We start from the raw sequence: 13,272 nt of genomic DNA, 5'->3' as shown, positions 1-13,272 counted from the left end.
CGCGCGAGCGAAGCCGGGCGTGGGGGAGTCGGGGACTGACGACAACGCGGCAGATGGGCGTGCCAGACCCCGCGTCTGCGACCTGACCCGCCGGGTAGGGCCTGACCCGCCGACGCACCCTCCCGTCCGGATAAGGCAGTCTTGTCCCCGTGCCCGAACCCGAAACCAGCAAGAACGCAGCCCCAGCACACGACGCCCACCCGCATGCCGCGACGCTGAAGCGGCTGGTGGAGTCCTCCGGATCGCTCGCCGCGCAGGCCATCGCGCGGATGGACGAGACGCTGCCCTGGTACCGGGCCATGCCACCGGAGAACCGTTCCTGGATCGGTCTGGTCGCACAGGCGGGTATCGCCGCCTTCACCGAGTGGTTCCGGCATCCGGACGCCCCGCAGGCCATCTCCACCGACGTGTTCGGAACCGCGCCGCGCGAGCTGACCCGGGCGATCACCCTGCGGCAGACCGTGGAGATGGTGCGCACCACCATCGAGGTCATGGAGAGCGCGATCGACGAGGTCGCGGCCCCCGGCGACGAGAACGTGCTGCGCGAGGCGCTGCTCGTCTACGCCCGGGAGATCGCCTTCGCCACCGCCCAGGTGTACGCGCAGGCGGCCGAGGCACGCGGTGCCTGGGACGCCCGGCTGGAGTCCCTGGTCGTGAACGCCGTGCTCAGCGGCGAGGCCGACGAGGGCGCCGTGTCCCGCGCAGCCGCCCTCGGCTGGAACTCGCCCGAACACGTGTGCGTGGTGCTCGGCACCGCTCCCGACGGCGACTCCGAACTGACCGTGGAGGCGATCCGGCGCGCCGCCCGGCACGCCAAGCTCCAGGTGCTGACCGGTGTGCTCGGGGACCGCCTCGTCGTCATCGCGGGCGGCAGCGACAACCCGCTGGCCGTCGCCAAGTCGCTCATCGGCCCGTACGCGGCCGGCCCGGTCGTGGCGGGCCCGGTGGTGCCGGACCTGCTGGCCGCGACCCGGTCCGCGCAGGCCGCGGCGGCGGGGCTGAAGGCGGGTTCCGCCTGGCAGGACGCCCCGCGCCCGGTACTGGCGGACGACCTGCTCCCGGAGCGCGCGATCGCCGGTGACCCCTCGGCCCGTGAGCAACTGGTGGAGGAGATCTACAGACCACTGGAGGAGGCCGGGGCCGCGCTCCTGGAGACCCTCAGTGTGTATCTCGAACAGGCGAGCAGTCTCGAGGGCGCGGCCCGCATGCTGTTCGTCCATCCCAACACCGTCCGCTACCGGCTTCGACGTGTGACTGACGTCACCGGCTGGTCACCCTCCGATGTACGCTCTGCCTTCACGCTGCGGATCGCTCTGATCCTGGGGCGTCTGGTCGATGGAGATCTCCAGCCCTAAGGTTTTGTCGGAGCCCGACAAAACCCCCTCGTGTTCTTCGTCCCTGTCCCCACGGGCGGCCATGCCCGTCCCCAAGAGAGAGTGTGAGAGTGCTCGTACTCGTCGCTCCCGGCCAGGGCGCCCAGACGCCCGGCTTCCTGTCCGCATGGCTCGACTTCCCCGGTGTCCGCGGTGCCCTCGAGGCATGGTCCGACGCCGCGGGCCTCGACCTGATCCGTTACGGCACCGAGGCAGACGCGGACGAGATCCGCGACACCGCGGTGGCGCAGCCGCTGCTGGTCGCGGCCGGACTGGCGTCCACCTACACGCTGTTCGACGACCCGGCCGAGCTGCCGCGCAAGGTCGGCGCCATCGCCGGGCACAGCGTCGGCGAGTTCACCGCGGCCTCGCTGGCCGGTGTGCTCCCGCACGAGGAGGCCGTCCGCCTCGTGCGCACTCGCGGGCTCGCCATGGCCGAGGCCGCCGCCGTCACGGAGACCGGCATGGCGGCCCTGCTCGGCGGTGACCCGGAAGTGACGGTTCCGCACCTGGAGAAGCTGGGCCTGACCCCGGCGAACATCAACGGCGCGGGCCAGATCGTCGCGGCCGGTACGAAGGAGCAGCTCGCCGCTCTGGAGGCGGACAAGCCCGAGGGCGTGCGCAAGGTCGTCGCGCTGAAGGTCGCCGGCGCCTTCCACACCCACCACATGGCCCCCGCGGTCGACACGCTGGCGAAGGCCGCCGAGGCCCTGACGCCCGGCGACCCGCAGGTCACCTACGTCTCGAACAAGGACGGGCGGTCCGTCGCCGCCGGCACCGAGGTGCTGGACCGTCTGGTCGGTCAGGTCGCCAACCCGGTCCGCTGGGACCTGTGCATGGAGACCTTCAAGGAGCTCGGCGTCACGGCCCTGATCGAGGTGTGCCCCGGCGGTACCCTCACCGGTCTCGCCAAGCGTGCTCTGCCCGGTGTGAAGACGCTGGCCCTGAAGTCCCCCGCCGACCTCGACGCGGCTCGCGAGCTCATCGCCGAGCACGCCTGACCGCCGCCCCCAAGGAGCCGTCCGCATGGCGAAGATCAAGCCCAGCAAGGGCGCCCCGTACGCGCGCATCCTCGGCGTCGGCGGGTACCGCCCGACCCGGGTCGTGCCGAACGAGGTGATCCTCGAGACGATCGACTCGTCCGACGAGTGGATCCGCTCGCGCTCCGGCATCGAGACCCGGCACTGGGCCAACGACGAGGAGACCGTCGCCGCGATGTCGGTCGAGGCCTCCGGCAAGGCGATCGCCGACGCCGGGATCTCCGCCGAGCAGATCGGCGGCGTGGTCGTCTCGACCGTCTCGCACTTCAAGCAGACCCCGGCCGTCGCCACCGAGATCGCCGACAAGCTCGGCACGAACAAGGCCGCCGCCTTCGACATCTCGGCCGGCTGCGCGGGCTTCGGCTACGGCCTCACGCTCGCCAAGGGCATGATCGTCGAGGGCTCCGCCGAGTACGTCCTGGTGATCGGCGTGGAGCGGCTGAGCGACCTGACCGACCTGGAGGACCGCGCGACGGCCTTCCTGTTCGGCGACGGCGCCGGCGCGGTCGTCGTGGGCCCGGCCCAGGAGCCCGCCATCGGCCCCACGGTCTGGGGCTCCGAGGGCGACAAGTCCGAGACGATCAAGCAGACCGTGCCGTGGACGGACTACCGTTCCGGCGAGGTCGCCAAGTTCCCCGCCATCACGCAGGAGGGCCAGGCGGTGTTCCGCTGGGCCGTGTTCGAGATGGCGAAGGTCGCCAAGGAGGCGCTGGACGCCGCCGGCATCTCCGCGGACGACCTGGACGTCTTCATTCCGCACCAGGCCAACGAGCGGATCATCGACTCGATGGTGAAGACACTCAAGCTGCCGGAGTCCGTCACGGTCGCACGTGACGTACGCACCACCGGCAACACCTCGGCCGCCTCGATCCCGCTCGCTATGGAGCGGCTCCTGGCGACCGGTGAGGCGAAGAGCGGCGACACCGCGCTCGTCATCGGCTTCGGGGCGGGTCTCGTCTACGCCGCGACTGTCGTTACCCTCCCCTAGGCACTCCGTGCCGGATCATGCGGTCCGGTGCGGGAAGAAACCCTGCCACACCCTCTGGATATCTACGAAGGAGCGCCAACATGGCCGCCACTCAGGAAGAGATCGTCGCCGGTCTCGCCGAGATCGTGAACGAGATCGCCGGCATCCCGGTTGAGGACGTCCAGCTGGACAAGTCCTTCACCGACGACCTGGACGTCGACTCGCTGTCCATGGTCGAGGTCGTCGTCGCCGCCGAAGAGCGCTTCGACGTCAAGATCCCGGACGAGGACGTCAAGAACCTCAAGACCGTCGGCGACGCGACCGACTACATCCTCAAGCACCAGGGCTGATCGACCGACCAGGTCCTGGGCCGACTGCCCCGCCACCCGGCGGTGGCGCCGCTTAATCCTCGTATCCGTTGGAGAAAGAATTCCCGTGAGCCCGACCAATCGCACCGTGGTCGTCACCGGTATCGGCGCAACCACACCGCTGGGTGGCGACGCAGCCTCTACCTGGGAGGGCCTGATCGCCGGACGTTCCGGCGTCAAGCCCCTGGAGCAGGAGTGGGCCGCCGAGCAGGCGGTCCGTATCGCGGCCCCGGTCGCCGTTGAGCCGACCGAGGTCATCCCCCGGCCGCAGGCCCGCCGCCTGGACCGCTCGGCGCAGTTCGCGCTGATCGCGGCCAAGGAGGCCTGGGCCGACGCCGGTTTCGAAGCGAGCGCCGACGAGGACCCGAACGTCGACCCGGACCGGCTCGGCGCTGTCATCGCCTCCGGCATCGGCGGCGTGACGACTCTGCTCGACCAGTACGACGTGCTCAAGGAGAAGGGCGTTCGCCGCGTCTCCCCGCACACCGTGCCCATGCTGATGCCCAACAGCCCGTCGGCCAACGTGGGGTTGGCCGTGGGTGCCCGGGCGGGCGTGCACACGCCGGTCTCCGCCTGCGCCTCGGGCGCCGAGGCCATCGGCTACGCCATCGAGATGATCCGCACGGGCCGCGCCGACGTCGTCGTCGCGGGCGGCACGGAGGCGGCGATCCACCCGCTGCCGATCGCCGCGTTCGGCAACATGATGGCGATGTCCAAGAACAACGACGACCCGCAGGGCGCGTCGCGTCCCTACGACGTGGCCCGTGACGGCTTCGTCCTCGGTGAGGGCGCCGGTGTCGTCGTCCTGGAGTCCGCCGAGCACGCCGCCAAGCGCGGTGCCCGGGTGTACGCCGAGGCGGTCGGCCAGGGCATCTCGGCCGACAGCCACGACATCGTGCAGCCGGAGCCGGAGGGGCGTGGCATTTCGCAGGCCCTGCAGCACCTGCTGGAGCGCAACGACCTGGACCCGGCGGAGATCGTGCATGTCAACGCGCATGCCACGTCGACGCCGGCCGGTGACATCGCCGAGTTGAAGGCGCTGCGGAAGGTGTTCGGTGACGACGCCGACCACTTCGCGGTGTCCGCGACGAAGTCGATGACCGGGCATCTGCTCGGTGGCGCGGGTGGTGTCGAGACGGTGGCGACCGTGCTCGCGCTGTACCACCGGGTGGCTCCGCCGACCATCAACGTCGAGAACCTGGACCCGGAGGCCGAGGCGAATGCCGATGTCGTCCGTGGTGAGGCTCGGAAGCTGCCGGTCGATGGGCGTATCGCCGCGCTGAACGACTCGTTCGGGTTCGGTGGGCACAACGTGGTGCTGGCGTTCCGGACGGTTTGATCGCTGAGTGTTGGATGGCCCGGCCTCCCGGAAGGGGGGTCGGGCCATTCGCCGTTCTGTGGAGCGTTGTGAGCCGGGTGCGGGCCGGTGGGGGTTGTTCGCGCAGTTCCCCGCGCCCCTAAAAGAATGGCGTCATACCACCTGGTGGAGCCAGCGGACCGGGGCGCCTTCGCCGGCGTACCGGAACGGCTCCAACTCGTCGTCCCAGGGCTTGCCGAGGAGTTTGTTGAGCTCGGCTTCCAGGTCGGTCTCGCCGCGCTGCGCGCGCTGCAGGGCTGCTCTGAGGCGGTCCTCGGGGATGAGGATGTCGCCGTGGATGCCGGTGACGGCGTGGAAGATGCCCAGGTCGGGGGTGCAGCTGTAGCGCTCGCCCTCGGCGGTGGAGCAGGGCTCGGCCGTCACCTCGAAGCGCAGCAGCCGCCAGCCCCGCAGGGCCGACGCCAGTTTCGACGCCGTGCCGGGCTGGCCCTGCCAGGAGAACTCGGAGCGCCAGGTGCCCGGTGCGGCCGGCTGGCGGATCCAGTCCAGGCTGACGCGTGTGCCGAGCACCCCGGCGATGGCCCACTCGACGTGCGGGCACAGCGCGCGCGGCGCGGAGTGCATGTACAGAACTCCACGTGTCGTCACCGGAACCTCCGGGCAGAGCGGACCATCTTTGAACGGGCGGAACGGCTGTGACCGGGCGGGTCACGTTGATGGCGAGGCTACCGTGCGGTGGGGCGAGGAGTGTGACGTACGGTCGGTCCCGGTGCCGGGAATCGCTCGTCATTCACCCAAGGGGACGCTTGTACGGGTGTGAGCCGTTGCACCTGATCGGTCGGGAACCCTCGTGCGTTGTTATGGGGTGGGGAGACAGTCACGGCGCGGCGAGGGGATGGAATCAGGCATGCGGAAGCGAAGCCACCGCTCACGGATCGTTGTCGCCGTGGCCGTGGCGACTGCCCTGGGCGTCGCCGGATGTGATGCCGTGGGGGACAACTCCCCCGCCCCGTCCGCCAGTGCCGAGCCGTCGCCCAGGCCCACGCCGCTGTGGGATCGCAGCCCGAACTCCGTCGCCGCCGTGGGTGACTCCATCACGCGTGGCTTTGACGCCTGTGACGTGCTGTCGGACTGTCCGGAGGCGTCCTGGGCGACCGGCGCCAGTCCCGAGGTCGACTCGCTGGCCGTCCGGTTGCTGGGGCGGACCAAGGCCGCCGGGCGGAGCTGGAACTACGCCGTGACCGGGGCCCGGATGGCCGATCTGCCCGGGCAGATGACCCAGGCTGTGCGGCGGAAACCGCAGCTGGTGACGGTGATGGCCGGGGCGAACGACGCCTGTCGGGCCTCTACGGCGGCGATGACCCCGGTCTCCGGTTTCCGCAGCGACTTCGAGGACGCGCTGCGCACCCTGCGCGAGGCCCTGCCCAAGGCACAGGTGTTCGTGGCGAGCGTGCCGAACCTGAAGCGGCTGTGGTCGCAGGGCCGTAACAGCCCGTTGGGCAAGCAGGTGTGGCAGCTGGGCATCTGCCCGTCGATGCTGGGCGACGCGGACGCCCTGGATTCGGCGGCGACCCTGCGGCGGGACACGGTGCAGAAGCGGGTGGAGGACTACAACAAGGTCCTGAAGGAGGTCTGCGCCAAGGACAAGCGGTGCCGGTACGACGGGGGCGCGGTGTACGACTACCGCTTCGGCACGACCCAGTTGAGCCGCTGGGACTACTTCCACCCCAGCGTGAACGGACAGGCCCGGTTGGCGGAGATCGCGTACCGCACCGTCACCGCGAAGGCCCCCTGACTTAGAGTTCCGCACATGAACGAACTCTTCGGCACACTTTCCGACGGCACGCCGGTGCATCGCTGGACCCTGGAGCGAGCGGGCGTACGGGTGCGGGTGCTGTCGTACGGCGGGATCGTGCAGTCCGTCGAGGTGCCGGACCGGGCGGGCCGGGCCGGAAATGTGGTGCTGGGGTTCCCGGATCTCAAGGGCTATCTCGCCCACCCTGGGCCCTACCTGGGGGCTTTGGTCGGGCGGTACGCCAACCGGATCGCCGGCGGCCGTTTCCCACTGGACGGTCGGACGTACGCCCTGGAACCGAACAACGCGCCGAACTCGCTGCACGGCGGGGTGCGCGGCTTCGACAAGCGGGTGTGGGACGCGGCCCCGGTCGAGCACGGAGTGCGGCTCACCCGGGTCAGCCCGCACGGCGAGGAGGGGTTCCCCGGGCGGCTGGAGGTCTCGGCGACGTACACGCTCCAGGAGAGCGGCGCGCTGCGGATCGCCTACGAGGCCGTGACGGACGCGCCGACCGTGGTCAACCTGACGAACCACAGCTACTTCAACCTGGGCGGTTCCGGCGACGCGGGCGGCCACGAACTGCGGCTGGCCGCCTCCCGGTACACACCGGTCGACGCGGACCTGATCCCGACCGGCGGCCCGGAGGACGTGACCGGCACGCGCTTCGACTTCCGCGAGGCCCGCAAGGTCGGTTCCGGCTACGACCACAACTTCGTGCTCGACAAGGGCGTGGCGGACGTCCCGGTGGAGGTCGCCGAGCTGCACGACCCGGCGTCCGGGCGGGTGCTGACGGTGGCGACGACCGAGCCCGGACTCCAGCTGTACACCGCCGACCACCTGGGCGAGCCCTTCGCGCCCGGCGACGGCATCGCGCTGGAGACCCAGCACTTCCCCGACTCCCCGAACCGGCCGGACTTCCCAACCACGGTGCTGCGCCCGGGCGAGGTGTTCCGCTCGGAGACGGTGTACGGGTTCGGCACCCGCTGAGCCGGGGGCCCGGAAACCCACGAGCCCCGGTCCAGGGGTCAGGTCCCGGACCGGGGCTGCTCAGTGGGGAACTTGTCCCGGTCAGACGTTAATCGTCGCGGTGATCCTGCGGTCGGTGATCGAGCGCGCCACCTGGATCTCGTACGAACCCTTCACAAACGACCACGAGGCGTTCGTCTCGTCCCAGCTCTCGAAGGCGCGGCGCGGCAGTTCGACGGTCGCCTCGGCGGTCTCGCCGGGGGCGGCCTCGACGCTCGCGAAGCCGGCCAGCCAGCGCGCCGGGCGGGTGGGGTCGGGCTCGCTCGGGGCGAGGTAGAGCTGGACGACCTCGCGGCCGGGGCGGTCGCCGGTGTTGCGGAGGCGGACCTTCGCGGTGGTCCCTTCGGCGCTCCCGGCGACCTCGACCGACTCGTAGGTCCAGTCGGTGTAGCCGAGGCCGTGGCCGAAGGGGTAGGCGGGGGTGCGGCCCTGCTGCTCCCAGGCGCGGTAGCCGATGAAGACGCCCTCCTCGTAGGGGAGTTCGCCGCCCTCCGGGACGACCTGGGTGACCGGGGCGTCGGTCAGGGAGCCCCAGGTGGTGGGCAGGCGGCCGCCGGGCTCCTGGGCGCCGGTGAGCACGTCCGCGAGGGCCGCGCCGCCCTCCTGGCCGGGGAACCAGCTCAGGAGCACGGCGGCGACGTCGTCGCGCCACGGCAGTTCCACCGGGGAGCCGGAGTTGACGACCACGACCGTGCGGGGGTTGGCGGCGGCGACGGCGCGGACCAGGTCGTCCTGGCGTCCGGGCAGGCGCAGGTCGGTGCGGTCGAAGCCCTCGGACTCGACGCGGTCGGTGGTGGCGACCACGACGACGGCCGTGTCGGCGGCGCGGGCGGCCGCGGCGGCCTCGGCGATCAGCTCGTCGGGGTCGCGCTGCGGGTCCTGGTGGGCGAGGGTGAAGCCGATGACCCGCATGGGGTGGCCGTCGGGCGGCGGGACGGTGTAGGTGAGGGAGACCTCGACCGGTTCGCCCGCGGTGAGTGCGACGCGGGCGTGGGGCACCGGGGCGCCGAAGAAGGCGGCGAAGGGGTCGCCGTCCTCGGCGGGGCGCTGGACGTCGTCGAAGTACGTGGTGCCCGCGACGGTCAGCTTGAAGGGCCCGAGGCCCTTGAAGCCGAAGGTGTGCGTGCCGGTCTCGCGCGGGGTGAAGGTGCCGGTCAGTTCGACGCTGTGCAGGGTGTCGTGGGTGACGCCGTCGGGCAGGTCGTCGCCCATCCACTGGATGTGGCCGCTGGGGGCCGAGCGGGTGCCGAGGACCTGGTCCGCGCTGTCGCGGCAGACCGCGCGCAGTTCGAAGCCCGGGTCGGCGACGGGGAGTTCGGTGTTGGGGTCGGCGCCCAGGGCGTAGGTGAGGCTTCCGTCGGGGAGGGCGGCGGTGAGGCCGTCGAGCGGGGAGACGGTCCGGGCGGGGAAGACCGTGGCGGAGCCGCCGCCGAGGACGCGGGCGTCGCGGGCGGCGGCGCCGATCAGCGCGACACTGCCGGGCTTCAGCGGCAGCGCGCCTGACTCGTTGCGGACGAGGACGAAGGAGCGGTGGGCGATCTCGCGGGCGAGTGCCTCGCCGTCGACGACCGCGGGCGGTTCGGCGACGACCGGTTCGGCGCCGTCCAGGATGCCGACCCGGGCGGCGAGGCGCAGGACACGGCGGACGGCCTCGTCGACCTGGGCCTCGTCCGCCTCGCCGTCCCGGACCGCCTGCGCGAGGGCCTCGCCGTAGACGGTCCGCGGGCCGGGCATCGCGATGTCCAGGCCGCCGGCGAGGGCGCCGGTGGTGGAGCGGGCGGCCGTCCAGTCGGAGACGTTGATCCCGTCGAAGCCCCACTCGCCGCGCAGGACCTCGTTGACCAGGTGGTGGTGCTCGGTCATCGTCGTGCCGTTGACCGTGTTGTAGGCGGTCATGATGCCCCAGGGACGGGCGTTCTCGACGATCGCCTCGAAGGGGGCCAGGTACAGCTCGCGCAGGGCGCGTTCGCTCACCAGGTTGTTCACCGTGAGGCGGTCGGTCTCGGCGTCGTTGGCGACGAAGTGCTTGACGGTGGTGCCGACGCCGCCGGACTGGACGCCCCGGACGTACTCCGTGCCGATCCGGCCCGTGAGGTACGGGTCCTCGCTGTAGGCCTCGAAGTGGCGGCCGCCGAGCGGGGAGCGGTGCAGGTTGACCGTGGGGGCGAGCAGGACGTGGACGCCCTTGCGGCGGGCCTCCTGGGCCAGCAGCACGCCTGCCCGGCGGGCCAGTCCGGGGTCCCAGGTGGCGGCGAGGGCGGTCGGTGAGGGCAGGGCGACGGACGGGTCGTCGGCGCTCCACTGCACCCCGCGGACACCGATCGGGCCGTCGGACATGACCAGCGAGGCCAGTCCGGCCTGCGGCAGCGCGGGCAGGCTCCACAAGTCCTGCCCGGCCAGCAGCCGTGCCTTGGCGTCCAGGTCGAGCTTGCCGAGGGCGGCCTCGACCGCCGCCTCACGCCGTACTTCCGCTGTCTCCGTCACGTCGGCACCTCCACGTCGAAAGCCGTTGGATGCCGACATCGTGCCCGCGATACCTGTAGTGCGGTAGGTTTTGTTATCTTCTCGAAATAATCGGTCGTTCGTCATGTCGTACGGTGACGCCATGACGGCCAGGGCGAGAAGCGAGGAACGGCGCGCGGAGATCGTGCGGGCCGCGCTGGAGGTGATCGCCGAGCGCGGCTACCGGGGAGCGAGCCTGACCTCGGTCGCCGAGCGGGTCGGGCTCACCCAGCAGGGGCTGCTGCACCACTTCCCGACGAAGGAGGCGCTGCTGGTCGCGGTGCTCCAGGAGCGGGACCGCTGGGACGCCATGCCCGCCGGGCGGCTGCGGCTGGACCTGCTGGCCTCGCTGGTCGAGTACAACGCGATGCGGCCCGCCATCATCCAGACCTTCTCGGCGCTGCTCGGCGAGAGCGTCACGGAGGACCATCCGGCCCGCGCGTACTTCACGGAGCGCTACGTCGGGGTCCGCGCCGGCATGGCCGAGGTGCTGCGCGCCGAGTACGGCGACCGCCTGCCGAGCGGCCTCACCCCCGAGCGGGCCGCGCCCCTGCTGGTGGCGATCCTGGACGGGCTGCAGTACCAGTGGCTGCTGGACCCGGAGTCGGTGGACATGCCGTCGGCGTTCCGGGACTTCCTGACGCTGCTGGGCGAGAGCGCCGACTGAGCACCCATGGCGTAGATCACTCCTGTCACGCGATACTGCGGCCGTCCGGCACCACGCCACCGCAGCACCCCCACCGTGACGGAAGGCCTGAACCTCCTTGAACTCCCTACGCGTTCGCCTCGGCGTCCTCGGTCTCGCCCTGCTGACCGGCCTCACCACCCCCACGACCGCGAGCGCCGCGAGCGCCGCCGAGCAGGCCCCCTCCCCCACCGTCGAGGAACAGCGGCTCGGCAAGGCGGTCCCGCAGGAGATCCTGCGCCGCTCCGGGTTCGACACCGTGGCCCCGCGGCTGGCGCGGGCGCTGGACGCGGCCCGTTCCTACGGGGAGGCCCGCCGGGCCGTCGCGCAGGAGGGCGCGCGGTTGTGGAGGCGTGCGGTGGACCGGGCGCAGGGGCGTGGACCGGCGGTCGGTGATCTGAGCCGGGACGACGACCGGCCGCTGTACTGGGCCCGGCTCGGTATGACGCGTGAAGTGCGCACCTGGGAGCCGGAGTTCGGCCTGACGGACGGGCAGCGAGCCGCGCTGCTGGACGAACTGGAGCGCACCTCGCGCGGCCAGAGCGCCATCGGCTACCCGCACGGCAAGGGCCTGAAGCGGATCCTGCTCACCGGCTTCGACCCGTTCACCCTGGACCGGGACATCCGCATCTCCAACCCGTCCGGCGCCACCGCGCTCGCCCTCGACGGCACGGTGATCGAGACGGCGGACGGCCCGGCCCGGATCGAGACGGCCGTGTTCCCGGTGCGCTGGCAGGACTTCACGGAGGGCACGGTGGAGCGCGCGCTCCGGCCGAATCTGCCGAAGGTCGACCTGTTCACCACGGTCAGCCAGGGCCGGGTCGGGCGGTTCGACATCGAGCGGACCAACGGGGCCTGGCGGGGCGGCTTCGGGGACAACGACAACATCGGCCGCACCGAGACCGTCCCCGTCGCCGACCCGGCCTCCCAGCCGCAGTGGACGACGACCACGCTGCCGTACCGGGCGATCGTGGACGCGGAGACCGGCCGTTTCCCCGTGTACGACAACACCAGCGTCACCGAGATCCCGGCGGGCGGCACCGAGCCCGTCGTGCGCCCTGACGGGCCGACCCCCGGCTCGACCGCTCGCGCGGGCGGCGGCGGGGACTACCTCTCGAACGAGATCGCCTACCGGGCGACGCTGCTGCGGGACCGGCTGGGGCTGCACGACCGGCTGCCGGGCGGGCATGTGCACACGCCCGTGCTCCAGTTCGGCGCCGGGAACACCACCGAGGTCACCGACCCGGAGTTCGTGCGGAACCGGCTGGACATCATCGCCCAGGTGCGGGCGATCCTGAAGGCGGCTGCGGAAGAGAGCTGACGCCCCCGTCGCCCTCCACGGCGGAGCCACCCTCCTGAATCTCCTCACCGAGCAGTTCACGCGCCATGAGGGTGGCGCCCGCGACCGCGCCCGGCATCAGGAACACCGCGACGAACGGGACCAGGAAGGCCACGGCCAGCGGCGTGCCGAAGCCCCACACCAGGGTCTTGCGGGAGCGGAGCAGGCCCAGGCGGGTGCGCAGGTCCACGCCGCGACGCTGGAGGGCGACGGCGGTCAGCTCCTCGGTCAGGAAGAACCCGGTGACGAAGAAGCCGAGCACCGGGACGGCCGTCTGGCCGACCACCGGGATGAAGCCGCACGCGAACAGCAGCACACCCCACAGGGCGGCGCGCACCACGATGCGGAGGCTGTCGCGGGCGGAGATCCACAGTTCTCGCCAGAGCGGCAGGCCCGACTCGGGGGCGTGGCCGTCCGGGGACACGTCCCGGTCGACCTTCTCGGAGAGGTTCTCGTAGAAGGGCTGCCCGATCAGCAGCGTCACCGCGGTGAACGTCACGACGGCGAGGAGCAGGGCGAGGGCGAACAGCACGACGGTCAGAAAACCGCGGAAGAGCCCCAGCCACGGGCTCGACCAGTCGTCGGCGAACGGCGTCGCCCAGGTGACGGCGTCCTGGCCCCACAGCGCCAGCGCGACCAGCGCCGCCGCGTACAGGACCAGGGTGATCAGGCCCGGGACCAGCCCGAAGCCGTACTGCTTGCCGTGCCTGGCCACCCACCGCTGGCCCTTCAGCAGGTACTGGAAGCCCACCCCGAGATCGCGCATGGGAAAACCCTATCGGTGCAGGCCCGGACGTACTCCGCAGGGGCCATCCGGGTCACCGGTGACACCAACGCGCACTTGTTGCCGTTGAGTCGA

Annotated in this window: 12 protein-coding genes; 9 read left to right on the top strand and 3 right to left on the bottom strand. The window is 71.6% G+C overall.

Annotated features, from left to right (window positions below; translation table 11 throughout):
• Nucleotides 1-149: 149 nt before the first annotated feature.
• From fasR to fabF, 5 genes are all read left to right on the top strand, one after another.
• The gene (gene fasR, locus ACZ58V_RS16425) at nt 150-1,355 is read left to right on the top strand and encodes a fatty acid biosynthesis transcriptional regulator FasR (protein WP_468191190.1); all 1,206 of its coding nucleotides are present in this window, start codon (nt 150-152) and stop codon (nt 1,353-1,355) included.
• An 89-nt stretch (nt 1,356-1,444) separates the two neighbouring features.
• Complete coding sequence (locus ACZ58V_RS16420; protein ID WP_471290530.1) at nt 1,445-2,374, top strand: ACP S-malonyltransferase; 930 nt, start codon at nt 1,445-1,447, stop codon at nt 2,372-2,374.
• Nucleotides 2,375-2,399: 25 nt separating this feature from the next.
• On the top strand, nt 2,400-3,401 hold the full coding sequence (locus ACZ58V_RS16415; protein WP_468191195.1) for a beta-ketoacyl-ACP synthase 3: 1,002 nt from the start codon (nt 2,400-2,402) through the stop codon (nt 3,399-3,401).
• A gap of 80 nt (nt 3,402-3,481) precedes the next feature.
• Nucleotides 3,482-3,730, top strand: coding sequence for an acyl carrier protein (locus ACZ58V_RS16410; protein WP_003989952.1), 249 nt, complete (start codon nt 3,482-3,484; stop codon nt 3,728-3,730).
• A gap of 85 nt (nt 3,731-3,815) precedes the next feature.
• Entirely contained in the window at nt 3,816-5,087 is a 1,272-nt protein-coding gene (gene fabF / locus ACZ58V_RS16405) for a beta-ketoacyl-ACP synthase II (protein WP_382830630.1), read from the top strand.
• A gap of 132 nt (nt 5,088-5,219) precedes the next feature.
• Here fabF and ACZ58V_RS16400 read toward each other — a convergent pair whose 3' ends face one another.
• Nucleotides 5,220-5,714: a DUF3145 domain-containing protein gene (locus tag ACZ58V_RS16400; RefSeq protein ID WP_468191199.1), complete on the bottom strand. Its 495-nt coding sequence runs from the start codon at nt 5,712-5,714 to the stop codon at nt 5,220-5,222.
• A gap of 259 nt (nt 5,715-5,973) precedes the next feature.
• Between ACZ58V_RS16400 and ACZ58V_RS16395 the strand changes: the two genes are divergently transcribed.
• Complete coding sequence (locus ACZ58V_RS16395; protein WP_468191201.1) at nt 5,974-6,861, top strand: SGNH/GDSL hydrolase family protein; 888 nt, start codon at nt 5,974-5,976, stop codon at nt 6,859-6,861.
• A gap of 15 nt (nt 6,862-6,876) precedes the next feature.
• A complete protein-coding gene (locus ACZ58V_RS16390) occupies nt 6,877-7,848 on the top strand; it encodes an aldose epimerase family protein (RefSeq protein ID WP_471290526.1) in 972 nt (323 codons plus the stop codon).
• A gap of 81 nt (nt 7,849-7,929) precedes the next feature.
• Here ACZ58V_RS16390 and ACZ58V_RS16385 read toward each other — a convergent pair whose 3' ends face one another.
• Nucleotides 7,930-10,410, bottom strand: a complete 2,481-nt coding sequence (locus ACZ58V_RS16385) for a glycoside hydrolase family 3 protein (protein ID WP_471290524.1) — start codon at nt 10,408-10,410, stop codon at nt 7,930-7,932.
• A 64-nt stretch (nt 10,411-10,474) separates the two neighbouring features.
• Here ACZ58V_RS16385 and ACZ58V_RS16380 point away from each other — a divergent pair, with 64 nt between their 5' ends.
• Nucleotides 10,475-11,056: a TetR/AcrR family transcriptional regulator gene (locus ACZ58V_RS16380; RefSeq protein WP_468191209.1), complete on the top strand. Its 582-nt coding sequence runs from the start codon at nt 10,475-10,477 to the stop codon at nt 11,054-11,056.
• 97 nt (nt 11,057-11,153) lie between these two features.
• Nucleotides 11,154-12,395, top strand: coding sequence for a pyroglutamyl-peptidase I (locus tag ACZ58V_RS16375; protein WP_471290522.1), 1,242 nt, complete (start codon nt 11,154-11,156; stop codon nt 12,393-12,395).
• Here ACZ58V_RS16375 and ACZ58V_RS16370 read toward each other — a convergent pair.
• The gene (locus ACZ58V_RS16370) at nt 12,346-13,179 is read right to left on the bottom strand and encodes an EI24 domain-containing protein (protein WP_471290520.1); all 834 of its coding nucleotides are present in this window, start codon (nt 13,177-13,179) and stop codon (nt 12,346-12,348) included. The two genes, ACZ58V_RS16375 and ACZ58V_RS16370, sit on opposite strands and share 50 nt — an antisense overlap.
• Between the last annotated feature and the right edge of the window lie 93 nt (nt 13,180-13,272).

This window comes from Streptomyces sp. NPDC040589 (assembly GCF_055594445.1).
Note: the sequence above shows the minus strand (reverse complement) of the source record. Positions and strands in the feature narration are given on the sequence as shown.